23 protein-coding genes are annotated in these 26,568 nt (G+C 34.4%); 12 read left to right on the top strand and 11 right to left on the bottom strand.

What is annotated here, in order from left to right; all coding sequences use genetic code 11:
• Positions 1-102 precede the first annotated feature (102 nt).
• On the top strand, positions 103-2,367 hold the full coding sequence (locus ACFS5J_RS02720; RefSeq protein WP_379810444.1) for an aconitate hydratase: 2,265 nt from the start codon (positions 103-105) through the stop codon (positions 2,365-2,367).
• A gap of 86 nt (positions 2,368-2,453) precedes the next feature.
• Positions 2,454-3,131 (top strand): Crp/Fnr family transcriptional regulator, encoded by a 678-nt coding sequence (locus ACFS5J_RS02715; protein WP_379810443.1) that lies wholly within the window; start codon positions 2,454-2,456, stop codon positions 3,129-3,131.
• A 36-nt stretch (positions 3,132-3,167) separates the two neighbouring features.
• On the opposite strand, the gene ACFS5J_RS02710 is transcribed toward ACFS5J_RS02715, so the two are convergent.
• On the bottom strand, positions 3,168-4,616 hold the full coding sequence (locus ACFS5J_RS02710) for a glyceraldehyde-3-phosphate dehydrogenase (protein WP_379810442.1): 1,449 nt from the start codon (positions 4,614-4,616) through the stop codon (positions 3,168-3,170).
• 232 nt (positions 4,617-4,848) lie between these two features.
• Here ACFS5J_RS02710 and ACFS5J_RS02705 point away from each other — a divergent pair, with 232 nt between their 5' ends.
• Positions 4,849-5,421, top strand: a complete 573-nt coding sequence (locus ACFS5J_RS02705) for an acyloxyacyl hydrolase (RefSeq protein ID WP_379810441.1) — start codon at positions 4,849-4,851, stop codon at positions 5,419-5,421.
• Positions 5,422-5,457: 36 nt separating this feature from the next.
• Here the strand turns inward: ACFS5J_RS02705 and ACFS5J_RS02700 are convergent, their stop codons facing one another.
• Positions 5,458-6,837 (bottom strand): S1C family serine protease, encoded by a 1,380-nt coding sequence (locus ACFS5J_RS02700; protein ID WP_379810440.1) that lies wholly within the window; start codon positions 6,835-6,837, stop codon positions 5,458-5,460.
• A 129-nt stretch (positions 6,838-6,966) separates the two neighbouring features.
• Here ACFS5J_RS02700 and dapF point away from each other — a divergent pair, with 129 nt between their 5' ends.
• The 5 genes from dapF to ACFS5J_RS02675 all read left to right on the top strand — a co-directional run bounded on the left by dapF (position 6,967) and on the right by ACFS5J_RS02675 (position 11,025).
• A complete protein-coding gene (gene dapF / locus ACFS5J_RS02695) occupies positions 6,967-7,749 on the top strand; it encodes a diaminopimelate epimerase (RefSeq protein ID WP_379810439.1) in 783 nt (260 codons plus the stop codon).
• Complete coding sequence (locus tag ACFS5J_RS02690; RefSeq protein WP_379810438.1) at positions 7,750-8,277, top strand: GNAT family N-acetyltransferase; 528 nt, start codon at positions 7,750-7,752, stop codon at positions 8,275-8,277.
• Positions 8,278-8,288: 11 nt separating this feature from the next.
• The gene (mltG, locus tag ACFS5J_RS02685) at positions 8,289-9,329 is read left to right on the top strand and encodes an endolytic transglycosylase MltG (RefSeq protein ID WP_379810437.1); all 1,041 of its coding nucleotides are present in this window, start codon (positions 8,289-8,291) and stop codon (positions 9,327-9,329) included.
• Positions 9,330-9,353: 24 nt separating this feature from the next.
• Complete coding sequence (locus tag ACFS5J_RS02680) at positions 9,354-10,277, top strand: DUF2279 domain-containing protein (protein ID WP_379810436.1); 924 nt, start codon at positions 9,354-9,356, stop codon at positions 10,275-10,277.
• 97 nt (positions 10,278-10,374) lie between these two features.
• Positions 10,375-11,025, top strand: a complete 651-nt coding sequence (locus ACFS5J_RS02675; protein ID WP_379810435.1) for a peptidoglycan-binding protein LysM — start codon at positions 10,375-10,377, stop codon at positions 11,023-11,025.
• Between the two features lies 1 nt (position 11,026).
• Here ACFS5J_RS02675 and ACFS5J_RS02670 read toward each other — a convergent pair whose 3' ends face one another.
• From ACFS5J_RS02670 to dnaA, 3 genes are read right to left on the bottom strand one after another with little or no spacing between them, the layout of a single operon-like run.
• The gene (locus ACFS5J_RS02670) at positions 11,027-11,749 is read right to left on the bottom strand and encodes an SAM-dependent methyltransferase (RefSeq protein WP_379810433.1); all 723 of its coding nucleotides are present in this window, start codon (positions 11,747-11,749) and stop codon (positions 11,027-11,029) included.
• Positions 11,750-11,781: 32 nt separating this feature from the next.
• On the bottom strand, positions 11,782-12,237 hold the full coding sequence (locus ACFS5J_RS02665; protein WP_379810432.1) for a low molecular weight protein-tyrosine-phosphatase: 456 nt from the start codon (positions 12,235-12,237) through the stop codon (positions 11,782-11,784).
• Positions 12,238-12,239: 2 nt separating this feature from the next.
• Positions 12,240-13,667: a chromosomal replication initiator protein DnaA gene (gene dnaA, locus ACFS5J_RS02660; RefSeq protein WP_379810431.1), complete on the bottom strand. Its 1,428-nt coding sequence runs from the start codon at positions 13,665-13,667 to the stop codon at positions 12,240-12,242.
• 205 nt (positions 13,668-13,872) lie between these two features.
• On the opposite strand from dnaA, the gene ACFS5J_RS02655 reads away from it, so the two are divergent.
• On the top strand, positions 13,873-14,274 hold the full coding sequence (locus ACFS5J_RS02655) for an acyl-CoA thioesterase (protein WP_379810430.1): 402 nt from the start codon (positions 13,873-13,875) through the stop codon (positions 14,272-14,274).
• On the opposite strand, the gene ACFS5J_RS02650 is transcribed toward ACFS5J_RS02655, so the two are convergent.
• The 4 genes from ACFS5J_RS02650 to ribD are packed head-to-tail and all read right to left on the bottom strand — an operon-like array spanning position 14,269 to position 17,376.
• Entirely contained in the window at positions 14,269-14,895 is a 627-nt protein-coding gene (locus tag ACFS5J_RS02650) for an IMPACT family protein (RefSeq protein ID WP_379810429.1), read from the bottom strand. The two genes, ACFS5J_RS02655 and ACFS5J_RS02650, sit on opposite strands and share 6 nt — an antisense overlap.
• A 1-nt stretch (position 14,896) precedes the next feature.
• Positions 14,897-15,754, bottom strand: coding sequence for an EamA family transporter (locus ACFS5J_RS02645; protein WP_379810428.1), 858 nt, complete (start codon positions 15,752-15,754; stop codon positions 14,897-14,899).
• The gene (locus tag ACFS5J_RS02640; RefSeq protein WP_379810427.1) at positions 15,747-16,358 is read right to left on the bottom strand and encodes an HAD family hydrolase; all 612 of its coding nucleotides are present in this window, start codon (positions 16,356-16,358) and stop codon (positions 15,747-15,749) included. The genes ACFS5J_RS02645 and ACFS5J_RS02640 overlap by 8 nt, the downstream gene beginning before the upstream one ends.
• Positions 16,351-17,376, bottom strand: coding sequence for a bifunctional diaminohydroxyphosphoribosylaminopyrimidine deaminase/5-amino-6-(5-phosphoribosylamino)uracil reductase RibD (gene ribD, locus ACFS5J_RS02635; protein ID WP_379810426.1), 1,026 nt, complete (start codon positions 17,374-17,376; stop codon positions 16,351-16,353). Before ribD ends, ACFS5J_RS02640 begins: the two co-directional genes overlap by 8 nt.
• A gap of 80 nt (positions 17,377-17,456) precedes the next feature.
• On the opposite strand from ribD, the gene ACFS5J_RS02630 reads away from it, so the two are divergent.
• Entirely contained in the window at positions 17,457-17,933 is a 477-nt protein-coding gene (locus ACFS5J_RS02630) for a GNAT family N-acetyltransferase (RefSeq protein WP_379810425.1), read from the top strand.
• Position 17,934: 1 nt separating this feature from the next.
• The gene (gene prmC / locus ACFS5J_RS02625; RefSeq protein WP_379810424.1) at positions 17,935-18,789 is read left to right on the top strand and encodes a peptide chain release factor N(5)-glutamine methyltransferase; all 855 of its coding nucleotides are present in this window, start codon (positions 17,935-17,937) and stop codon (positions 18,787-18,789) included.
• A 2-nt stretch (positions 18,790-18,791) separates the two neighbouring features.
• Here prmC and ACFS5J_RS02620 read toward each other — a convergent pair whose 3' ends face one another.
• Positions 18,792-20,033 (bottom strand): ABC transporter permease, encoded by a 1,242-nt coding sequence (locus tag ACFS5J_RS02620; protein ID WP_379810423.1) that lies wholly within the window; start codon positions 20,031-20,033, stop codon positions 18,792-18,794.
• A 205-nt stretch (positions 20,034-20,238) separates the two neighbouring features.
• On the opposite strand from ACFS5J_RS02620, the gene hisS reads away from it, so the two are divergent.
• The gene (hisS, locus tag ACFS5J_RS02615; RefSeq protein ID WP_379810421.1) at positions 20,239-21,609 is read left to right on the top strand and encodes a histidine--tRNA ligase; all 1,371 of its coding nucleotides are present in this window, start codon (positions 20,239-20,241) and stop codon (positions 21,607-21,609) included.
• Positions 21,610-21,665: 56 nt separating this feature from the next.
• On the opposite strand, the gene ACFS5J_RS02610 is transcribed toward hisS, so the two are convergent.
• Positions 21,666-26,568, bottom strand: a 4,903-nt coding sequence (locus ACFS5J_RS02610; protein ID WP_379810420.1) for a PKD-like domain-containing protein, incomplete at its 5' end; no start/stop codon positions are given.

Below are 26,568 nucleotides of genomic sequence, written 5' to 3'. Positions count from 1 at the left end.
TATAGAAAAAGCCTAAGTATTTACTTAGGCTTTTTTTTATTTTCATGCTATTTTTTTTGTATATTGTATTGTTTAATAGAATATTAACTTTATATAAATCCTATGGCTTTTGATATTGAAATGATTGAAAAAGTGTACGCTACAATGGCAGAGCGAGTTGATGCAGCTCGTGAATTGGTAGGTCGTCCACTTACATTATCTGAAAAGATTTTATATTCTCACTTATGGGAAGGTTTACCTTCTCAAGCTTTTATACGAGGAAAAGACTATGTTGATTTTGCGCCAGATAGAGTAGCATGTCAAGATGCCACTGCACAAATGGCATTGTTGCAATTTATGCATGCAGGAAAATCAAAAGTAGCAGTGCCTACAACCGTTCATTGTGATCACTTAATTCAAGCAAAAGTTGGTGCTAAAACTGATTTGCAAGTAGCCAATACGCAATCAAAGGAAGTCTTTGACTTTTTATCTTCCGTTTCCAATAAGTACGGAATTGGATTTTGGAAACCAGGATCTGGGATTATCCACCAAATTGTATTGGAAAACTATGCATTCCCTGGAGGAATGATGATTGGAACTGATTCGCATACTGTAAACGCAGGTGGTTTGGGAATGTTAGCAATTGGTGTTGGTGGAGCTGATGCTGTGGATGTAATGGCGGGTATGTCATGGGAATTAAAATTCCCAAAATTGATAGGGGTAAAATTAACCGGTAAGTTGAACGGCTGGACTGCTCCTAAAGATGTTATTTTAAAAGTTGCAGATATTCTAACGGTTAAAGGTGGAACTGGGGCAATTGTGGAATATTTTGGAGAAGGTGCTCAATCGATGTCATGTACAGGTAAAGGAACTATCTGTAATATGGGAGCGGAAATTGGCGCAACAACGTCAACTTTTGGATATGACGATTCGATGCGTCGTTATTTGACTGCAACTGGTCGTCAAGATGTAGTTAACGCTGCTGATAAAGTAGCTTCCTATTTGACTGCGGATAGTGAAGTGTATGCAAATCCTGAAGAATACTTTGACCAATTAATCGAGATTAACTTGTCTGAATTAGAACCGCATATTAATGGTCCATTTACGCCAGATAGAGGTACTCCTGTTTCAAAAATGAAAGCAGAAGCAGAAGCAAATGGTTGGCCTATAAAAATAGAATGGGGATTAATCGGTTCTTGTACAAATTCTTCTTATGAAGATATGACGCGTGCGGCTTCTATTGTAGAGCAAGCGGTTGCGCATGGAATTACGCCAAAAGCTGAATTTGGAATTAACCCAGGTTCTGAGCAGATTCGTTATACAATTGAGCGTGATGGTATTATCGCTACTTTTGAAAAAATGGGTACCAAAGTATTTACAAATGCGTGTGGACCCTGTATCGGACAATGGGATAGAGCTGGAGCAGATAAAGAAGAGAAGAATACCATTGTACACTCTTTTAACCGTAATTTTTCAAAACGTGCTGATGGTAATCCAAATACTCATGCTTTTGTGACGTCTCCAGAGATGGTGGCTGCATTAGCAATTTCAGGACGTTTGGATTTTAATCCTTTAACTGATACGTTATTGAATGATAAGGGTGAAGCTGTAAAGTTAAATCCACCACATGGTGAAGAGTTGCCTAATAAAGGTTTTGATGTGGAAGATCCAGGATTTCAAGCTCCTGCTGAAGACGGTTCTTCAGTAGAAGTTGCGGTTTCTCCAACTTCGGATAGGCTTCAATTATTGGCACCTTTCGAAGCTTGGGATGGTAAAAATATTACAGGAGCAAAATTATTGATTAAAGCTTTTGGTAAGTGTACAACCGATCATATTTCGATGGCGGGGCCATGGTTGCGCTACCGTGGACATTTGGATAATATTTCAAATAACATGTTGATTGGAGCGGTAAATGCTTTTAATCAAGAGACCAATAAAGTTAAGAATCAAATCTCGGGGGGTTACGATGCGGTGCCATCCGTTGCTCGTGCATACAAAGCTGCAGGTATTCCATCTGTTGTTATTGGCGATCATAATTATGGAGAAGGGTCATCTCGTGAGCATGCCGCAATGGAGCCTCGTTTCTTAGGAGTTAAAGCAGTTCTGGTAAAATCATTTGCTCGTATTCATGAAACGAATTTGAAAAAGCAAGGTATGTTAGGTTTGACTTTTGCAAACGAATCGGACTATGATAAAGTTCAAGAAGACGATACTATTAATTTCTTAGATTTAACAGCGTTTGCACCAGGTAAGCCGTTGACTCTTGAGTTTGTTCATGCGGATGGTTCTAAAGATATAATTTTAGCAAATCATACATATAACGAAGGGCAAATTGAATGGTTTAAAGCAGGTTCTGCTTTGAATTTAATAGCAGCAGGAAAAGCTTAATTTTGTTAACTTAATTATAAAAAACGCCTAAGTAATCTTAGGCGTTTTTAATTTTAGTATATTTAGCTAACTAGAATGTATATTGAATGAACTCACTTTGGTTTTTTGAAGATGTTAATCTGTTTGCTATTTTATGTCCTCATAAGATGAAAGACTACAAAAGCGGTCATGAATTTAATGCTTATGCAAAAAATGATTATATCTATTTTGAAGAAGATATCGCAGATAAAGTATATTTGGTTAATTCAGGTAAGGTTAAAATTGGGTATGTTACAGAAGATGGAGATGAAATTATAATGGCTATTTTGTCAAAAGGTGAGATTTTTGGTGAAAAAGCGATTTTGGGACAAGAATCACGAAATGAATTTGCACAAGCTTTAGAAAATGGAACTTCAGTATGTCCTATCACTATACCTGAAATGATGACATTGCTGCGTGAGCATAAAGAGTTTAGTTTGAAAATTTATAAATTCATAGGTTTCCGTTTTAAAAAGTTGGAGCGTAGGTTGCAACTGTTGTTATTTAAAGATACTAAAACACGCCTGAAAGAATTTATAAATGAATTAAAAGAAGATTATGGTTATGAAAATCAAGTAACCAATGATGTTGTGATTCGACATCCATACACACAAAAAGAATTGGCCACATTAATAGGTACATCACGGCCTACGGTTAATGTGTTATTGAATGAGTTGCAAAACGAAGGGTATTTGAGTTTTGATCGGAAAGAAATTATTGTAAAAAACAAAAACCGCTCAGCATGATGTTGAGCGGTTTTTTATTTGATAAATTCTATCCTACTAATAGTAAGTATAACGTCTTACTTTAGAGATGTATTTAGCTAGGCGGATAACTTGGTGGCTATAACCATATTCGTTATCATACCATACATACATAACTACGTTTTTGCCATCAGCAGAAACGATTGTAGCGTTGCTATCAAAAATAGATGGAGCAGAAGTTCCAACGATATCTGAAGATACTAATTCGTTATTTAATGAATATTTGATTTGCTCTACTAAGTTTCCTTCTAAAGCATATTTTTTCATGATGTTGTTCAATTCTTCAACAGTAGTTTCTTTGTTAACTTCAAGGTTAAGTACTACTAATGATCCGTTTGGAACAGGAACACGAATAGCGTTTGAAGTTAATTTACCAGCTAAGCTTGGTAAAGCTTTAGCTACAGCACTTCCAGCACCTGTTTCAGTAATAACCATGTTTAAAGCAGCAGCTCTACCACGACGGTATTTTTTGTGCATGTTGTCAACCAAGTTTTGGTCGTTTGTATAAGCATGGATTGTTTCTAAGTGTCCTTTAACTACACCTAAAGTTTCTTCCATAGCAGCTAATACTGGAGTAATAGCATTTGTAGTACAAGATGCAGCAGAATAAATTTTTACTTCATCTGGGTTGTAATCTTCATGGTTTACACCATAAACAATGTTTGGAACACCTTTACCTGGAGCTGTTAATAAAACTTTATCAACACCTTTTGAAGTTAAGTGGCGACTTAAAGCTTCTTCAGTTGTGAAAGCACCTGTGTTGTCAATTACTAATGCATCTTCGATACCATATTGAGTATAGTCGATTTCTTCTGGTCCATTTGCAGTAATTAAGTGTACTGTTGTACCGTTGATTGTTAATGCATTGTTTTCTGGATCTGCTTGAACAGAACCTTCGAAATCACCATGTACAGAGTCGTAACGTAATAAAGAAGCTCTCTTTTCTAATAAAACAGCATCATTTTTATCACGAGTAACGATAGCTCTTAAACGTAATTGTTGTCCTTTACCAATTTTGCTCATCATTTCACGAGCTAATAAACGACCAATACGTCCAAAACCGTAAAGTACTACATCTTTAGGTTTAATTTCAGAGTAATCTTTTGCATTTTTTAATTTGTCAATTACAAATGCTTTTGCATCATTGTATTTGTCGTCTTCTAAGTGATATTCGTAAGTTAATTTACCAATGTCGATTCTTGAAGGTGGTAAATCTAAAGATTGAATTGCTTGCGCAATTTCTACTGAATCAAAAACGTTGATTGGTTTTTGAACAAACTCCCCTGCATATTCGTGCAAGTTGATGATGTCGCTAACGTTTCTATCAATCAATTGGTTACGGAATAAAATCAATTCGATTGATTTGTCGTACCATAAATCACTGATGATTTTAATAAACTCAACACAAGCTTTTCTTCTATCGGCTTGAAAAGCAAGTTCTTTCTCGTATAAAGTGTTGTTACTCATGAAGTAAAATATAAAATGTGTTGTTTGTAAACTTTTGGCAAAAATACTCATTTCAGTTGTTACCTTAAAATATTTTTTAAAATAAAAACACTTTTAAAGCATTAATTTTTATTCGATATAAACTATATTTATAGTAAAATAATTACAGATAGTGCGAGTTGTTTTTTGTATCGTTTTGTTGCTTTTTTTCTTTTTCTCCTTTTCTCAGAAATCCGCTGTAAATAATCGGTTGATGCGAATAGGGGTGCTGTATGGCTTTGCATCACAGAATACTATCCTAAAACAAGATAGTGACTATACTTATAAAAGTGATATTTTTAAATTTTCGAGCCATTTCAATATTTATAGCAAAAATAGGCATGCATTAGAGTTATTGGTAGAACCGAGTTATTATAAATCGAAGCATGAATCTCTAAACTATTGGCATGCCTTTTATACTAGTTCTGAAACTCCTGATTTGTATAGGGAACAATACATGAAGTTGAAAGATGTAGAGGAGTATGTTTTAAATTTAGGAGTTATATATAGGTTTTGTTTACTGTCAGATTTGTCTGTATATGCTCTTGGTAATGTAGGACCTATGTATATTGATACTGATACTGAAATGCTAAAAAAAGGTTTTGCTTTCAGTGATATTTTTGCTTTAGGGACAAATTACAAAATGAATAAAATTTCTTTTGATGTTAAATGTATGATACGTCATGTATCGAATGCCAATTTACAAAAGCCTAATTATGGTTTAAATTCTGTTGGTTTTGAATTTGGTGTTTACTACGAGTTTAATTCGTATAAAAAAAACCGCTAAAGTCTAGCGGTTTTTTGAAACAAATCAAATTAAACGTTACATAATCACTCTAACCAATTGCCCACTTTTTGTTAGCATCTGGTATTGCGCTTTTCCTTTTTTCTGCTTTAGATAGTTGGAAATACTGGCAACGTCTTTAACTTTCTGTCCATCAATAGCTAGTATGATGGCGCCTTCAAATTCATCAGCGTATTCAATATATTGTTCGTTGTTGAATGTTTTAATTTTTACACCATAGTTAATGTTGAAGTTCTTTTTATCACTATCGTCTAAATCTTCAAATTCCATACCATTGAATTCATAGCTTAAAAGCTCCTTTTTGGTCAACTTAACTGGAATAATTTTTTCGCTTTCATCGCGTAACACTTTTACGTTTACTATGTCATTCGGTCTTTTTGTATTGATGTATGATGTAAGATCTGCAAATCCATTTACTTTTTTATTGTCAAGTTGGATAATTACATCACCTGATTTTAAACCAGCTTTTTCAGCTCCAGATTTTGAAGTGACTTTGTTAATGTAAAATCCGTGTGAAGTGGAACTTCCTATTTCTTCCGCAAAAGCACTATTTAATTCACGACCTTCAATACCTAATACACCACGCTGTACATTACCATATTCCATTAAATCTTCGATTATTTTTCGGGTAATATTAGAAGGTACAGCAAATGAATAACCAGCATAACTTCCAGTTGGAGACGATATCATGGTGTTGATTCCTATTAATTCACCTCTTGTATTTACAAGTGCTCCACCACTGTTTCCAGGGTTCACAGCTGCATCGGTTTGTATGAAAGATTGTAATCCTTCATTGCTCAAATCACGTGCTTTTGCCGATACAATTCCGGCTGTGACGGTAGAAGTTAAATTATAGGGATTCCCTACTGCTAAAACCCATTCGCCAACTTTTAAATTTTCAGAATCACCGAATACCATATATGGTAATTTATCGGGAGCATTTATTTTTAATAAAGCTATGTCCATTTTCGTATCAGTACCAATTAACTTCGCTTTATAAGATTCGTTATTATTTAGAGTAACTTCAAGTTCTGTGGCATCTTGAATTACATGGTTGTTTGTAACGATATAGCCATCTTCAGAAATAATTACACCAGAACCTGTTCCTACTTGTTCTTGTTGTTGAATTCCTCTTTGTGAACCGTAAAACCACTCGGCTATAGGGTTGTATACTTTTCGAACGGTAACATTTTTTACGTGTACTACACTATGCACTGCTTCATCTGCAGCTACTGTAAAATCTACATTTTCAGCCCCTAAACTGACTGCTTTAGTGAAATTTGGAGAGACTGTTGTTACAGAAGAATTGGGTTTTGGTTCCAAAAATAATTTGTATGAACCAAGTGTAACAAAGCCACTCAAAAGTGAAATTAAAACTAAACTTCCTATTTTTTTCATAATCCTTTATTTTTTAGAATACAACGTAAATTTAGCGACTTAATTTTAACAAAAAATCAGTTTAACGTGCGATTAACAATGTTTAACATCTTATTAATATTTGTATTTTTGTGCTAATAAAAAAAGCTCATGAAACTTACATTTTATAAATATCAAGGTACTGGAAACGATTTCGTAATGATTGATAATCGTAGCCTTTCATTTCCTAAAAGTAATACCCAATTAGTAGCTCATTTGTGTGACCGAAAATTTGGTATTGGGGCTGATGGTTTGATATTATTGGAGAATCATCCTGAGTATGATTTTAAAATGGTGTATTACAATTCAGATGGTAACGAAAGTTCAATGTGTGGTAATGGTGGTCGTTGTTTGGTTGCTTTTGCAAAACATATGGGAGTGATTACTGATAAAGCAGAATTTGAGGCAGTTGACGGATACCATTATGCAACAATTGATTCTGATTCTACAGTAGCTTTACAGATGATTGATGTGGATACAATAGAAGTTCATAATACTTACTCTTTTTTAAATACAGGTTCGCCTCACCATGTACAATTGGAAAATGATTTGAAAACGTTGGATGTAAAGGAAAAGGGGGCGGCTATTCGTTACTCTGATTTATATGGAGCAGCAGGGAGCAATATAAATTTTGTTTCCCAATTAACCAATGATAGTTTTGCGGTACGTACATATGAGCGTGGAGTTGAAGATGAAACATTATCTTGTGGAACAGGTGTTACCGCTGTCGCAATTGCGATGTACGAAACTAAGAAGACCAACTCCAACAGAGTACAGCTAAAAGTAGAGGGTGGTGATTTAGCAGTTAGTTTTGAAAAAAATGGTAATGTGTATACAAATGTCTTTTTAATTGGACCGGCCACTTTTGTCTTTGAAGGTGAAATAGAAATATAGATGGTGACATTAACTGGAGATATAATTTATTTAAGAGCACTGGAACCAGAGGATTTAGCTTTTGTTCATGCTATTGAAAATGATGAATCTATCTGGGAAGTTAGTAATACTCAAACGCCGTATAGTCGTTTTTTAATTCGGCAGTATTTACAAAATGCTCATCAAGATATCTACGAAGTCAAACAATTGCGATTGGCAATTTGTTATAAAGGAACAGAAGAAGCAATCGGTTTAATTGATTTATTTGATTTTGATCCCAAAAACAATCGTGCTGGGGTTGGGGTTGTATTAAAGAATGATGCTGATAGAGGAAAAGGTATTGGGAGTGAGGCTTTACAGTTAATTGTTAAATATGCTTTTCAACATTTACAGTTGCATCAATTATATGCTAATATAGCAGATGATAATGAAGCAAGTTTGCAACTTTTTACTAAATTTGGTTTCGAAAAAATTGGCGTTAAAAAACAATGGAATAGAGTAAATAACGTTTATAAAGACGAGCTTTTATTTCAATTAATCAATATTTAATTTCTCTGACTTTGAATTTCAAGAAAATCATTACAATTGTAGCTGTTTTAGGTTTGGTAATTGCGGCTATAGTAGCAGCGTATGTGTATAATAGAGCTTTTACACCTAATACAACCTTCGTGCAAAAAGAGGTTTTTGTATACGTTCCATCAAATGCAACCTATGAAGAAGCAAAAGAAGCAATAGCACCATTTGTCAAAAATATGGCAAAATTCGATTTTGTGGCTAGTCAAAGGAAATATAATACCAATGTAAAAGCAGGTAAGTTTTTGTTGAAACAAAATATGACCACTTTCGATATGGTACGTGCTTTACGTTCCAATGTTCCTGTAAAAGTAGCTTTTAACAATCAAGAAAGTTTGGATAAACTAGCGGCTCGTCTTTCTGATCAATTGGAACCTACAAGAGAAGAAATTGTTTCGGTTTTTACCAATGAAGCTTTTTTGAAGAAAAATAATTTTACGAGCGAAAATATTTTATCGATGTTAATTCCTAACACATATGAGTTTTACTGGAATATCTCAGCAGAGAATCTTGCAGATAAAATGGCAAAAGAGTATCGTAAATTTTGGAATGTTAAACGTTTAGAAAAAGCACAAAAGAAGGGTTTAACTCCTATAGAGGTTTCAGTTTTAGCTTCTATTGTACATAAAGAAACAGCGAAAGCTGATGAGCGTCCGCGTGTAGCAGGTGTATACTTAAACCGTATGCATACCGGTATGCCTTTACAAGCGGATCCAACCATTATTTATGCTTTAAAAAAGCAATCTGGGGATTTTGATCAAGTTATTAAACGTGTTTTTCACAATGATTTAAATATAGAATCGCCTTATAATACATATAAATATACAGGGCTACCTCCTGGGCCAATAGCCATGCCAGATATTTCGGCAATTGATGCGGTTTTAAATGCAGAACAACACGATTATATGTATTTCTGTGCAAGTCCAGATAAACCAGGTTATCATGTTTTTGCTTCTAATTACGATCAACATTTGGTTAATGCTCGTAAATATGCTGCTTGGGTGAATAAATTAGGGATTAGCCGATAATCAGTTTTAATTGTGATTAATGGTGTGCCTGCGAAATGTATTTTTAAAAAGTTTTTTTATTTAGGACTATTATTTTGTTGTGCAATCAATTTAATTTCAGCTCAAGAAAATTCATTTTTTAAACCATCTGATACATTAAATGCAAAAAGAACTTCGTCAATTTATATTGGTGAAAGTGTACTCTTAGGAACAACATTGATTGGTTTAAATCAGTTATGGTATAAGGGGTATCCAAAATCTTCTTTTCATTTTATTAACGATAACAGTGATTGGCTTCAAATGGATAAGTTGGGGCATTTTTATTCTACTTATCATCTTGGACGTTTTGGTGCTGAGATGTTGGAGTGGAGTGGCGCTTCAAAGAAGTCTCAATTACTTTATGGCGCTACGTTGGGATTTGGTTTTTTAACGGTAGTTGAAGTTTTTGATGGTTTTTCTCAGGAATGGGGAGCTTCAACTGGCGATATGATTGCTAATGCATCTGGGACAGGTTTGTTTGTGATGCAAGAACTTTTGTGGCAAGAGCAACGTATAATACCAAAATTTTCGTATCATAAGACCCGCTACGCCGATTTACGTCCTAATACACTTGGTGATGGTTTTTCGGAAGAAATTTTAAAAGATTATAACGGGCAGACGTATTGGTTGTCTTTCAATTTATATTCTTTTGTTAAGAAAGATGTAATTCCGAAGTGGCTTAATTTAGCATTTGGGTATAATGGTAAAGGTATGATTTATGGAAATAATCAGGATGCATTTTCAAATGGATTTTATCAATCTCCTAGTCGACAATTTTTCTTAAGTCTGGATGTTGATTTGACGAAAATCAATTCAAAATCACATTTTTTAAAGACGATTTTTTCAGTTTTTAACACTTTAAAAGTTCCTGCTCCAGCACTCCAAGTAGGTGATTTCAACGGAGTTAAGGGACACTTTATCTACTTTTAGAAAACTTTAACACGCTGTATATCAATATTGTAGTTTTTTATGTATCTTTGAAACCGCAAATTTCAGATGTGTGACAGACGCTGAGAAATGAAAATTTATGATAAAAAAAGGTTCTTATCTTTTGGGATTGACCATCCTAGTAATGTTAGTTTCAACTGGATTTAATTCGCTTGAAATTGAAAAATTAGAAGGATTTCATTTAAATGACAATGAAGTATATCAATACAATTTTCCTTCTACAGATGAAAACATAATCGAGGAACAGTTAGATGTTAATGTTCCGTATGTTGGTAAAACATTCGTTGGATTTCGTGAAGCAATTGCTTTCAGAGAATCAAGAGGAATGTTAAATTTGGTAAATCCTTATGGTTATATGGGGAAATACCAATTTGGACGTAGTACATTACGTACTTTGGGTATTTATGATTTCAATACCTTTCTACAAAACTCTGTTTGGCAAGAAAAAGCTTTTAAAGCACTTATAGCGCGTAATAAATGGGAGCTAAGGAGAGAAATTGCTAAATACAGCGGTAGAGTGATAAATGGTGTTGAAATTACAGAGTCAGGGTTATTGGCAGCTGCACACTTGGGTGGAGCGGGTTCTGTAAAGAAATACTTAAGAAGTAATGGTATGGAAGGTTTTAAAGATGGTTTTGGTACCTCTTTAAGAAGTTATATTAAAAAATTTGGTGGATATGATGTGTCGCACATAAAAGCCGATAAAAATGCCAAAGTTAAATTAGGTTAACTCACATTTTGTGAATAATAAAAATGCAAGGTCGCTTATGTAAGTCGACCTTGTTTTTTTTCCAGTCGTTTACACTTTTAGTTTTAATAAATTCTGTTGGCAAGGTTATATCGCAAGCGATACAAAGCCACGTGTTTGGTTGGAGTAATTGTAATAAATCTTCAAATAATTTATTGTTACGATATGGTGTTTCAATAAATAATTGTGATTGATTTTTTTCGTGTGATAATCGCTCAAATTGTTTTATGGCGTTTTTCTTTTCTTGGGCGTCTATAGGTAAGTATCCATTAAAAGCAAAGCTTTGACCGTTCATGCCGCTAGCCATAATAGCTAATAAAATTGAACTCGGGCCTACAAGAGGTACTACTTGAATACCTTTATCATGTGCTAACTTTACAATTACCGCACCAGGATCCGCCACACCAGGGCAACCGGCTTCACTCATTAGTCCCACATTTTTACCTTCAAATAAAGGAGCTATCATTTTTTCGTGTTCTGATAGTTCAGTGTGCTTATTCAACAATGAAAGATTAAGTGATGGCTGTTTTTTTTCAGGATGAATACTTTTTATAAAACGTCGAGCCGTTTTTTCGTTTTCAACAATGTAATCGTCAATAAAATCAATACTTCTTTTTATAGTTTGTGGAAGTACATCTTCAGGATTCATTTCACCTAAAGTTGTTGGGATTAAATAAAGCTTTCCTAAAAATTGTACTGGTTTCATGCGGTCTTATTTGAGGTAAAAATAAGAAATATTTACGGGTTTATTTTTTTTGCAATTTCATTGCAAGCTTGGTCAAGCATTTGAAAAACATTTTCAAAGCTAGAATCCCCACCGTAGTAGGGGTCTGGAACTTCTATGTTTTTATTTGGAAATACTTCGTTAAGTATTAGTTTAACTTTTGATTTTTGTGCTTCATTTGAAGCTAAGTTGATCACATTGCTGTAATTAGATGCATCCATTACATAAATGTAGTCAAAAGTTTCAAAATCACTTTTTTTGAACTGTCGGGCTCTTTGATCGGTCAAGTCAATGCTGTATTTTTTAGCAATGGCAATTGATCTTTTATCGGGTAGTTCACCTGCGTGCCAACCTCCTGTTCCGGCAGAGTCGACCAAAAATTTCGTTTTTGGTAGTTTGCTTTTTAAAATGCCTTCCGCCAGCGGGGAGCGACAAATATTGCCTAAACAAACCATCAGAATTTTTGTCATTATTATAGTGATAGTTTTTTATTGATGTCGTCAACGAACTTTTTAAACTGCTTATCTGTAGTAACTAAATTGTCAACTGTTTTGCAAGCGTGTAAAACTGTAGCATGGTCGCGATCCCCTATCTGAGAGCCGATGTTTGCTAAAGAGGCTTTAGTGAATTTTTTTGCAAAAAACATAGCCAATTGTCTAGCCTGAACCACGTGTCTTTTTCTGGTTTTAGACTGTAATGTTTCAATATCCAATTGGAAATAATCCGATACTACTTTTTGAATGTAGTCAATAGATATTTCACGTTTTACATTTTTGACAAACTTTTCAACAACTTGTTTCGCAAGCTCTATTGTAACTTCTTTTTTGTTGAAAGAAGATTGCGCAATTAATGAAATGATAGCGCCTTCAAGTTCGCGAACATTTGATTTGATGTTTTTAGCTACGTATTCAATTATTTCTTCAGGTATTTGTACACCATCACGATACAAGATATTTTTTAAGATAGAAATTCTTGTTTCATAGTCTGGTTGGTGAAGTTCAGCAGATAATCCCCATTTGAAACGCGATAATAAACGTTGTTCGATATCTTGCATATCAACAGGTGCTTTATCTGATGTTAAAATCACTTGTTTTCCATTTTGGTGTAAATGGTTGAAGATGTGGAAAAACACATCTTGTGTTCCAGATTTTCCTGACAAAAATTGTACGTCGTCAATAATCAAAACATCAATTAATTGATAGAAATGGATAAAGTCGTTACGTGTGTTTTTCTTAACAGAATCGATATATTGTTGTGTGAATATTTCAGCAGAAATATACAAAACAGTTTTCTCTGGGAATTTGTCTTTAATTTCAACACCAATAGCGTGTGCTAAGTGTGTTTTACCAAGACCAACACCACCAAAAATTAACAATGGATTAAATGAAGTTCCTCCAGGTTTGTTGGCCACAGCCATACCTGCACTTCTTGCTAATCGGTTTGAATCTCCTTCTAAGAAATTATCGAAACTATAATTCGCGTTCAATTGCGAATCAATATTAATATTTCGAATCCCTGGAATTATAAATGGATTTTTAAGCTCTGGATTTTTTTGAACAATTGGTACATCGACCTCTTGTGTTTTTACAGCTTGTCTGTTGTTACTTGGGATTTGCTCAGTAAATGGAAGTTTGTTACCATAAGTATGCTCCATTTTAATTTTATACAATAACTTTGCGCCTGGCCCAAGTTCTTTTGTTAAAGCAACTTTTAGAAGCTTTACGTAGTGCTCTTCTAGCCATTCATAGAAGAATTTACTAGGTACTTGAATAGAAAGTGCGTTCTCGTTTAAATCAACTGACTGTATCGGTTCAAACCATGTTTTGTAGGCTTGTTCCTGAATATTATCTTTTATGAAAGACAGACAGTTATTCCATACCGATTGCGCAGTTTTATTCATAAACTTTGAATTAATAAGTTATTATTTTAATAGATTAACAATAGGTGTCTTACAAGATAGGCATAAAAGTCCTATCGGTGATTCGGGACAACAAATATGTGAACAATTTTTTGTAAAAAAAAACCAATATGCTATTGATTTTGTAAAAAAAAAATTGTAAGTGTTAATAGGTGAATTTTTAAAACATTTTTAGATAATTTTAACAATGAGAGAATATCAATTTTCGGTACGAGTACGCTATGCAGAAACCGACCAAATGGGGGTGGTTTATCATGGTAATTATGCGCAATATTTTGAGATGGGACGCGTGGAATGGCTTAGAAACCTTGGGGTTTCGTACAAATGGATGGAAGAAAATGGTGTTATGCTTCCAGTTGTTTCTCTACAGATGAATTATAAAAAACCAGCACGTTATGATGACTTGTTAACGGTAAAAACAATATTCAAAAGTCAGACATCTGTTAAGATAGAATTTGACTATGAAATTTACAATGAAGGACAAGAGTTATTAACAACGGGCAACAGTGTTTTGGTGTTTGTAGATATGAAATCTGGACGTCCAATTATGGCTCCAGAATATGTGTCTTCTCGTTTAAAAGAGCTATAAAATTTCTTTTTCTTTAATTGAAATTTCGTATAAATTTTCAAAAATGTCGAATATCATTTCGGCATTTTTTTTTCTAGTTTTAATTTCAATTTCACAACTCATCTCCATTTTTTGACTGACAATATCCAATTGTTTTTCTTTAATGATTCGCATTACTTTGTTCATGTTTTTGTAATCAAATGAAACGATGAAATGTTTGTCAATTGTTTTTTTAACAATGTCTGCTATTTCGAGTGTGAGTTGTGCACTAGTTTTATAAGCTGAAATTAACCCTCCTACGCCTAATTTAACACCTCCAAAGTAACGAACAACCACAACTAATATATTTGTTACTTCAAAGGATTGTATTTGTCCGTAAATAGGCATTCCGGCACTATTGTTTGGTTCTCCATCGTCATTAACACGATATTGAATGTTCTCCGTTCCAATTTGATAGGCATAACACCAATGACGCGCAGAAAAATGTTCTTTTTTTAATTGATTGATAATCTCTTTGACATCTTCTTCAGATTGGATAGGGTAAGCGAATCCGAGAAACTTGCTGTTTTTTTCTTTATACAGGGTTTCTGGAGTTGGGTGCGTTATAGTTTTATAAGTATCTTTAATTTCTTTTTCTTCCATGTTATTGTAATAAGAATACCGCTATTATTGCTAAAAGTATCCCAATATAGTTTTGTTTTTTTAGGCTTTCTTTAAAAAATAAGATTCCAAAAAAAGTAGATAGCAAAATTACACCGATATTTATTAATGTAAAAATAGTTGCACTTTCAATATTCGGATTTTGAAGTGCTTTGATTAAAAAGTACATGGAAAAATAATTGGGTATTCCTAATGCAATTCCGCCAATTATATTCTTGAATTCAAAAGTTGTTTTCTTGGTTGTAATCTGATAAAGAAGTATTGAAATACCAATGCTAAAAGCGACCAAAAAGGTTGTAGAAGAAAAGATGCTTATTTCGTTTTGTTTTAGGAATTTCAATTGAATGTAATTCATACTAGTATCAATAGTTCCTGCTCCAATAAATAATAATATGGGTAATAATAATGTGCTGTACGAAGTTTTGATTTCGCTTTTTTTGGATACAAAGTAAACTGCAATTATGGCAAGTAAAATTCCAATTATCTTTTGAAATGAAAGTTTTTCATTGAGAAATAAAATTCCAAATAAAATGGGAATTATCATAGACATTTTACTTGCAACAGATGCAACGGTAACACCATTTACTTGTGATGTTTTGCCAAGGATGTTGAAAACTGTAATAAACATAAAACCCAATACAAAAGAGTAGATTAACCAAGGTCTTTCAAAGATACCCTCGAGAGAAATATTTTTCCTTGGAGTAAATACCAATCCTACCAAGCACGCGGTTGCATAGTTGAATACTATAGCTTGAAAAGTATTGATGTTGTATTTGGAATATAATTTAAATACAAAATATAAAATACTAGCGCATAAAATAGCAAGTAGTAAATTAGTCATCTAAGGTTTCTAAAAAATCAAATAATTGGGTTACATCTTCTTTGACTGGGTTTAATAACCAAGTTTTAAGTCCTGCTTTTTGAGCTCCTTCTATATTTTCTGGAGTGTCGTCAATAAATAGCGTAGTTTTTGGGTCAATGTTGTGGTTGTTTAATATCAATTGGAATACACGTTCGTCAGGTTTACGCATGGCAATATCAAACGAAAAATACGTTTTTTCAAAACAACTGTAAAAATCTCTTGAAAAGGAAATTCCTTCTTTGTGTTCAAAATGGTCAATATGAGTTTGATCAGCATTGCTTAGCAAAAACAGTTTATATTTTGCTTTTATGAATTGAAGAAATTCTAAACGTTTTAGTGGAAAATCAGCTACTTGTGCATTCCATGCTTGTCTTATCGCTACTAAATCAGCGTTAGGGATGTGTTTTTGTATGCCAGTGATGAATTTGTACTCATCAATCTTTCCAAATTCATACAAATGGTTTAATTCCACTAAATCATTACTCCAATTGTTAAGTCCCAATTGAGCAAAAGAAGTTTCGGTCGCTTTAGGATCGAGATTTATAAAAATATTACCAAAATCAAAAATAATTGTATCAATCATATCGCCTGAAAAGTTTTAGTTCATCTTCAAAAAATCTTAAGCTTTTGGTTGGGCTGTATGATAGTTTAGGAGCAGTAATTCCATCTGAAAGCTTGTTGTTTCCTATAAAAACTCGAGCTTCATCCCATAAGTTTTTATCAATGAACGACTGTAAAGTTGTTCGGCCACCTTCAATTATTACAGCTTGAATGTTATGGTTGTATAATTCATGCAGGCTGTTTTCAAGGAAATTACTATCAAATATACTATTTTTAGAGGTATTATTTTTGTTTTTTGTTAAAAATAATGTCTCTTGTGTATCATCTTTGATAGCAAAATCATCCGTTATTTTGTTTCCATTGTCAATGGCAATACGGATGGGATTATTGCCAAAGAAATCTCGTGCATTTAATTTGGGGTTGTCATCAAGAACGGTTTGAGTACCCACTAAAATGGCTTGTTCTTCGGTACGCCATTTGTGAACCAGCTGTCTGGAGTAGGTATTGGTAATCCAAACAGGTCTTTTGCTGTTTTTGTGAATAGGAGCAATGAACCCGTCCTTGCTTTCTGCCCATTTCAATATAATATAGGGACGTTTTTTTTGATGGAATGTAAAAAAACGTTTGTTTAATTCATTGCATGCATCCTCTAGAATACCTACAGTAACATTAGCTCCAGATTCCATTAATCGTTTAATACCATTTCCAGCTACTTTAGCGAAAGGATCAACGGTTCCAATAACAACATTTGGAATTTTATGAGTAATAATCAAATCACAACATGGTGGTGTTTTTCCAAAATGACTACATGGTTCTAAACTCACATAAATAGTTGCCTTTTTTAGTAGCGATTTATCTTTTACAGAATTTATTGCGTTTACTTCGGCATGTGGTTCTCCTGCTTTTCGATGCCAACCTTCACCAATAATTTTACCATCGTAGACAATTACACTGCCTACCAAAGGATTTGGATAAGTTGTGCCCAACCCATTTTTAGCCAAATCAATGCAACGTTGCATGTAAAGTTCATGTGTATTCATTTTACAAAAATACTATTTTTAAAGTTCGATTGATAATGACTTCCTTCAATTTATGTACTTTTACAATTCATTTTGAACTGATGCAAATACGAAAAATTAAAAAGGAGGATAATGCACCAATAGCAAAAGTTATTCGTGATGTGTTTATTGAATTAGATGCACCTAAAGTTGGTACGGCTTATGCAGATCCGATTTTGGATACCCTTTTTGAAGTTTATCGAAAACCAAATTCTATATATTTTGTAGTCGAAAACGATGGTAAAGTATTAGGTGGAGGAGGTATAGGACCTCTTGAAAATGGACCTGCAGATGTTTGTGAACTACAGAAAATGTATTTTTCGCCTGAAATAAGAGGATTAGGACTGGCAGAGCAGATTATTTTAAAATGTTTGAATTTTGCCAAAGCTGAAGGTTTTTCGAAATGTTACTTGGAAACATTGCCCTTTATGAAAGCAGCTCAAAGAGTATATGCAAAAGTGGGGTTTACGTATTTATCAGAACCAATGGGAGGAACAGGACACACAAGTTGCGATGTTTGGATGATTAAAGAATTATAGCATGACAATTAAAGAATTAAAATTATATTTCATAAATCAATTGACATCCATTCATGAATCGAATGAGATAGAAAGTTTCTTTTTTATTATTGCAGAGTATCTACACAATTTGAAAAGAATTGATATTGCGCTGCAGTCTGATTTGGAAATTTTGGATATCGATTTTGAAAAGTGGAAAGCTATAATTGCCGATTTGCAAAGAGAGAAACCTATCCAATACATTACGGGTGAGACTTGGTTTTATGGCTTGCCATTTGAGGTCAATGAAAACACATTAATTCCGCGTCCCGAAACAGAAGAATTGGTAGAATGGATTTTGGATACTCAAAAGGATAAAGCAAAGAGTCGAATACTTTCTATTTTAGATATTGGTACAGGAACCGGATGTATTCCCATTGCTATAAAATCAAATTTACCGGGAGCTAATGTTGCTGCTATCGATGTTTCAGAGAAAGCTTTGGAAACAGCTAAAAGAAATGCAAAATCAAATGAAGTGGACGTGCATTTTATGCTAAAAAATATTTTAGAAACGGAAAATTTGGAGCAACAATTTGATGTTATTGTTTCCAATCCTCCCTATGTTCGAAATTTAGAAAAAGTAGAAATCAAGAAAAATGTATTGGATTTTGAACCGCATTTGGCATTATTTGTAGAAGACGATGATGCGCTTTTATTTTACCGCAAAATTGCTCAATTGGCACTACAAAATTTAGCCTCAGACGGACAACTTTTTTTCGAAATCAATCAATATTTAGGGCCGGATACAGTTCAGATGCTTGAAAATCTAGGGTTTAACAATATTGAATTGCGTCAAGATTTTAAAGGTAATGATCGAATGATAGCTTGTACGTTGTAACTTTATTCGTATCGTAAGGCTTCAACAGGGTCTAATTTTGAGGCTTTTATAGCAGGATATAAACCCGAAACTATTGTAACGATTAAAGTGGTATTAAACGCTGCAGAAATAGCCAACCAAGGTATACTAAATTGAAAACCGATGGCCGATGCAATTATAAAACCGATGGTGATACCTAAAAGAATACCTACAATTCCACCCATTTGACCAATAACCAAAGTTTCCGTGAAAAATTGCCATGCTATAGTGGAGCGTTTTGCACCCAAAGCTTTACGGATTCCAATTTCTCGGGTACGCTCTGAAACCGAAACGAGCATAATGTTCATCAATGCAATTGAAGAGCCAAAAACTGTAATAACGCCAATAACCCAAGCTGCGATACTTAAAGTAGCGGTATTGGATAATAAAGTTTGAATTAAGTCGTCGCTTCTTTCAATTCCAAAGTTATTATTTTCAACAGGGTTCAGTTTGCGTACTTGGCGCATGGTTATTATGGCTTCATCAACGGCTTCGTCTAATAGCGTTTCATTGTTCACCATAACTGACAGGTCATAATTAATATTGGGAGATGAAAAAATAGACCGTGCAATTTGATTTGGAATTAATACTCTTAAATCTTGACTATTACCGAAAGTAGAGCCTTTTTCTTTTAAAACACCTATTACTTTAAATTTAGCGCCTCTTATAGAAATGGTTTTATCGATAGGGTTTATGTCTTTAAACAAGCCTTTTTCAAAATCAGAACCTAAAATGCAAACATAGTTGTTGTTGCTAACATCAAAACTATTCATGTTTCGTCCTTTTACTACTTGCAATCCTTTGTTTGGGCAAAAATTCTCGTCAACACCTACTATGGTAATTTCGGGATCAGTTTTGTCACCTAAATATTTTACTTCAACTCCTGAAGCTGCGGTAAAGGAAAGTGAACTTGTCGTAAAGGGGAAATCATATTTGTTTTGAAAGGCTTTGGCTTGTGTATAACTTATTATAGGATTGATTTTTTGTTCCGCATCATTTTGCCTGATTTGAGCTGAAAAGTCATACCTACTCAATGAAAAAGTATTGGCACCCATAGAGGCAAAATCTTTCAGAATGGTATTTTGTAATGCAGAAACTACTGTAAGAATTCCTACCAGAGCAGTTATTCCTAAAGCAATAATAAAAACAGTTAGCGAAGTTCGTAGCGCCTGACCTTTTATAGAATCAAGTGCAATTTTTGTATTTTCTTTAAATAATCCTACCATATCAACTATTAGACTTTAAAAAATAGGTTTTGTTACACTTACAAAAGCAATAAGTAGAAAGTGTTAAGGAAATAACGGTATAATTTTTAGGAATCATTTTTAAGTTCGATATTTGCAAGAGAAAGAGTGACGAAAAGAAAACGTGTCTACAAGACTTTTTTTCGAAATTTTTAATGTTTAAGTTATCCAATCTTTAACCAAAAAAATGGCTCAAAAACCTAGTATACCAAAAGGAACACGTGATTTTTCGCCTATAGAAGTAGCGAAGCGTAATTATATTTTCTCAACAATTAAATCGAATTTTGAAAAATTTGGTTTTCAACCTATTGAAACACCATCATTTGAGAATTCGGAAACCTTAATGGGGAAATATGGAGAAGAAGGAGATCGTTTGATTTTTAAAATTTTAAATTCAGGGGATTATTTAGCAAAAACGAATGAGAGTTATTTAACTAATAAAGATAGTTTGAAATTGACGGCTCAAATTTCTGAGAAAGCTTTGCGTTATGACTTGACAGTTCCTTTTGCGCGTTACGTGGTGCAACATCAAAATGAAATTGAGTTTCCATTTAAACGTTATCAAATTCAGCCTGTTTGGAGAGCTGATAGACCACAAAAAGGGCGTTTTAGAGAATTTTATCAATGCGATGCCGATGTGGTAGGTTCAAATTCACTTTGGCAAGAAGTAGAATTGGTACAATTATACGATTCGGTTTTCTCAGAATTAGGATTGAAAGGTGTTACTATAAAGATCAACAATCGTAAAATTTTATCGGGTATAGCTGAGGTAATTGGTGCTTCTGATAAATTAATTGATTTTACGGTTGCTTTGGATAAGTTGGATAAAATAGGTGAAGATGGTGTTAAAAAGGAAATGCTAGAAAAAGGTATTTCTGAGGAAGCTATCGCTAAAGTACAACCGTTATTCAATTTTACTGGAACGATTTCGGAGAAAATAGAAAAGTTAGCAACCTTACTTTCGGCTTCACAAGAAGGGATGAAAGGAGTAGAGGAGTTACAGTTTATTTGTGATAATGTTATGGAAATAGGTTTGCAAACTGCAAACTTAGATTTAGATGTTACTTTGGCTCGCGGTTTAAATTATTATACAGGAGCTATTTTTGAAGTAGCTGCTCCTGCGGGTGTAGCAATGGGGTCTATTGGTGGCGGAGGTCGTTATGATGATTTAACCGGTATTTTTGGTTTAAAGAATATGAGTGGAGTTGGAATTTCATTCGGATTGGATCGAATTGCTTTAGTAATAGAAGAGCTTAAGTTATTTCCAGAAACGGTAACAGCTACTTCAAAAGCAATGTTTTTGAATTTTGGAAATGAGGAAGCTAAATATGCTATGAAAGCAATTTCAAAATTGAGACAGCATGGTGTAAAAGTTGAGATGTATCCAGATGCTGCGAAAATTGGAAAGCAATTTCAACATGCCGATAAAAGAGGAATTCCTTTTGCTATTTTGGTAGGAGAAGAAGAAATGAAAAACCATGAGTTTGCTATTAAGAATTTGGCAACAGGTAATCAAGAAAAAGTGAGTTTGGATGTATTATTAGAACAATTGAAATAAAAAAATCCCGACTAGTTCGGGATTTTTTGAATCAAATAAATAACACCAATATAAATTTAGTCGTAACTGATAATTACTTTTTTGGAGATTTCTCCTTTATTGGTTGAGAGTTTTACAATATATGTGCCTTCACTTAAGTGATTTAAGTCATATTGGAGTTTAGTTTGGTTTACATTTTTGACATCTTTCTCAAACACTTTTTGGCCTAGAATATTGAATAGGTATACTTTTTTTATTTCTTGTTCAAGCGTTGAATTTTCAATGTTTAGCGTCGTGTTTTTATTGTTAACAAATATCGAAATATTGTCACTCAAGTTAAATGTGTCGGCATCTAGTGTTTGCGATGAGAAACGAAGTGAGAATCTATTATTATAAGTTCCTGCACTTAAAGCAAGTGTTACATCGTTATTTTTGATGTCGTGATATACATTTGTGAGATTATCAAAAAGATAAATTTCTAAAGTTGAAGGAATGTTTTCCAATTGATTAATACTAACCACTGCAGTAGTTGCATTTGTCATTTTTATACCTAAAGGAATTATTTGCATTGGGTCAAAGTTTGAAACCGCTTCAATAATAAAAGGAGTTCCGTTAATGGTCCAATAGCAATCGTCATTTTGCAAATCGGCCATAGGTGCATCATAGCCAATATCGAAGTTGTCTGTAGCGTTAGGGTCAACCCCAACTAAAAGTTGTCTTCTGATATCATTACTCATGTCAATATTCAAACGAATTTTCATTCGGTTATCGACATTTGGATTGTTTGCGCTTGTTGTGGTATTGGTAGTTTTAAAAAATATGGAGTTACCAGAAGATTCTCTGTAAAAAACACGTTGACTATTCTTAATTGCAATGGTTCCTCCAGTAACAGCTGTTGTTAAGTTTGGATTATTAGCAACCAATGTAGGGTCTAATGTAGAGTCAACAAAGAAGCCTTGTGCAACGGGAATGTATCGACGTGGAATTTTAGTTCCAGTCGCATTATTGTTATTAATTAAAGGGTCGTTGGATACCGCTACAACTCCTCCCATTAAGGTATACGTTGCATAGCCTCCAATGTATTGGCTTAAGTAATGCGTTTGTGCCCCAAAATGATCCCAAAAATATAGCGCTCCATTAATTACATTTGTACTTGCGTTTCCTCCATCTTTAATATTGTCCAATATGAATTGGTCAGCATCCAATGCTGAAGAATATGGATTTCCAATCAGATACACTTGGTTTGCAGCAAAATTCAGGTTGATATCACCATTATTGGGTTTACCTTTGAAAGTATAGTTTTGTTGTTCAGTAAATGTGGCACTACCCGTAACACCTTTCATGGTAAAGCCCTCTGCTATTTTTGCAGTACCTGTATTGTAAATTTGTTGCCAAGAATAATAATTCGACGTAGATGCGGTATATTTATATAGCCAACGTGTACTTATTTTTATTGGGCTTGTCAATGGGCCATCCGAGAAATTGAAGCTACTACCATAACTTATCGAACCTGTTACAAATGGAGTACTGTCAGAATTTGTTCCATCAAATAATACACTTCCAACAGAATAGTTGATACCGTTCGTGCTTACCGGAGGACACCAATAATTATAATGATAACTACTTTTAGTTCCTTGTTGATCAATAAGAAGGTTACCGCTTCCACTTGATGGATTAGCAGTAATTCCATTTTGTACCATTTGTGCTTCTCCCATTAATCTTAAATCGCCATTTAAAAGCATTAAATTGTTAGCAACAGTTAATTCAAATTGGTCTTGAACGCTTACTCCCAATGCAGTACCACTTGTGTTTAATGTTAAATCATAAAAACTTTCGAATAATTTAATGCCTTGGTTTATTGTTTGTACTTGGCTGTTTTGAGACCCGTTAAAAGTTACGTTACCTAGACCTGGATAAAAATCACCACTATTTATCCAATTTCTACTAATTTCTAAATTTGAATTTACCATCATGGTTACACTTGCCCCAGCATTAATTACTAAATCGCGTGCACTTGCTATATTGCTATATGCTGCAGCATATGGTGAATTGTCAGGGTCAATAACAGGCATTATAGCACTTGTTGCCGGAATGATTGCATCAACTGTACTATTCGGTAATCCTCTTTCCCAATTTAAACAATCAAACCAGTCATTACTTACTAATCCTGTCCAAACACCTTGAGTACCATCTAAAACGGTAATGGTAGCCTGACCTGCATAATCACTTGGTAGTGCTGTACAGTTATTGTCGTCAATTGCAGAAATGGTATAAGTGACATCTGTTGTGACAGAAGGTACATTGATTACAAAAGGACTTTCCATAATATCTGTAACAGTAGTATTGGTAGTACCATTACTATATGTTATTGTCCAAGGAGCTGTCCCTGTAAGATCAACATCTAATGTTGTAGTTTCTCCGTAACAAACGTAGTGATCTTCTGTTATTATTCCAGTAGGTCTTTGGTTTACAGTTACTGTTATATAAGCGGTTCCTTCTGTACCAAAGCTATTACAGCCGTTTAAGAATGAAGTTATAGCATATGTAGTGGTCGTAGTTGGCGATACATTTAAGCTTGCGGCATAACTGATTACATCACCTGATACTGGGTCAACCCATTGTGTGGACAAATTACTTGGGGCATCTGGAATTTGAATGTTATCTACTGCCCAAGAACTTCCACTAGTCCCTTGGTAATAAAAACGAATTCTAAGATTGGCTTGTCCGATATAATTATTTAAATCAATACTAATTACAGAGGCGCTAGGGCTATTTGTAAAATTATTATGTGGAAAAATTTCATCCGGACCTTGATAGTGAGCCAAATCGGTGTAGGTTGCTCCACCGTCAGTAGAAATTTGTACATATGCATCTGCTCCTGCTAAAAGTTTATAGGAATGATTAAAAGTGAGTTCTGCAGAAGATAAACCGAAAGTATTGAATATGGGGGTTTCTATGTAAGAATCATAGTCACCGTGTACTATACCAAATTTACCTTGCGATTTGTATAGTACGTCTGAATAGGTTCCTCCATTTGTAGCCGAAAGACGCCATGGACCTGGATCTGTATTACTACCACCTGCAGGGATAAATCCAACACCATCTACTTCCCATCCTGGAGGATTAGCGTCTTGAAAGTCTCCACCTTCTGCTATTGCTAAATTCGAAGCATACTGACTAGCTGCCGTTAAAACTGTTGTTTCGCCTTCACATATTGTTGTAGACAAGGAAACTGTAGGCATAATGTTCGGAATGATGTTGACAACAGCAATCTGTGAATGTTGTTCAGTACAACCTGTTCCACTTTGTACGATAGCCCTGAAAATGGTTGTTGAGGTTAAACCTGTATACGTGTATGTTGTGCCTGTAAAATTGATAGGATTCCATGTAATTCCAACATTTGTGGAATACTCCCAACGAAGCACACTTCCTATATGATCCCATAAATAAAGCGTTCCGTCACCCTCATGACAATGTGTAACAATCCGGTCTATTGGTGTTTCATTTGGAAGAGATACAGTTACTCTACCTCCAGAGGTTTCAGGTTCAATTGTAACAGAAGCATAAATTGGAGAACCTGCACATCCATTAGCTGATGGAGTAATGGTATAATTTACAGTTTGCTGTATTATAGTATTGTTGATAAGTAATCCTGTTATGTTACCAGTTCCAGAAGTAGCCCCAATTACATTAGTAGTGTTATCACGCATCCAAGTAAAAGTAGTTCCAGTTACTGCACTGGAAAGTATAATATCGTTAATTGATGCATTATTACAAATGGTTTGACTACTAGGAGTAGCCACAGCATCTGGAGTAGGGTTTACTAGTACTGTTGCAGTCGTTTGTGTACCGATGCAACTGTTAGCTGTTGGCGTAATGGTAAAAGTTACGGTTTGTGGTGTATTGGTAGTGTTGATTAAAGTGCCAGTAATATCTCCACTTCCAGAATTTCCAATTCCTGTTACGTTAGTAGTATTATCGCGATTCCATGTATAAGTAGTTCCTGAAACACTACTTGATAGAACCATAGTTGTAATAGGGTTATTCGAACAGGTGGTTTGACTATTGGGAGTAGCCACAGCATTTGGAGTAGGGTTTACTAGTACTGTTGCAGTCGTTTGTGTGCCAGCACAACCATTAGCTGTTGGTGTAATGGTAAAGGTTACGGTTTGTGGTGTATTGGTAGTGTTAACCAAAGTTCCTGAAATATCCCCACTTCCAAAATTTCCAATTCCTGTTACGTTAGTGGTATTATCGCGATTCCAAGTATAAGTAGTTCCTGTTACACTGCTGGATAAAACCATAGTTGTAATAGGGTTATTCGAACAGATGGTTTGGCTAGCAGGTGTAGCTACAGCATTTGGAGTAGGGTTTACTATTACCGTTGCAGTAGTTTGTGTACCGATACAACCATCAGCCGTTGGTGTAATGGTAAAAATTACGTCTATCGGTGCGTTGGTAGTATTCGAAAGTGCTCCTGAAATGGTTCCTGTTCCAAAAGTTCCAATTCCACTGATACCTGGAATGTCATCTCTTGTCCAATTGTAAGTTGTTCCTGTAACGTTTCCTGAGAAAGAAATATCAGTGATATTTTGAGTTGAACAAATGCTTTGACTTGCAATTGATACAGAAGCGTTTGGAATGGGTTTAACGGTTACAGTTGCAGTAGCAGTATTTCCGTCACAACCATCAGCCGTTGGTGTAATGGTAAAAATTACGTCTATCGGTGCGTTGGTAGTATTCGAAAGTGCTCCTGAAATGGTTCCTGTTCCAGAAGTTCCAATTCCACTGATACCTGGAATAGTGTTTCTAGTCCAATTGTAAGTTGTTCCTGTAACGTTTCCTGAGAAAGAAATATCAGTGATATTTTGAGTTGAACAAATGCTTTGACTTGCAATTGATACAGAAGCGTTTGGAATGGGTTTAACGGTTACAGTTGCAGTAGCAGTATTTCCGTCACAACCATCAGCTGTTGGTGTA

The sequence above is a fragment of the Flavobacterium chuncheonense genome (assembly GCF_042686145.1).
Lineage (GTDB): Bacteria > Bacteroidota > Bacteroidia > Flavobacteriales > Flavobacteriaceae > Flavobacterium > Flavobacterium chuncheonense.
This window is presented reverse-complemented; position numbering and strand designations above follow the sequence as displayed.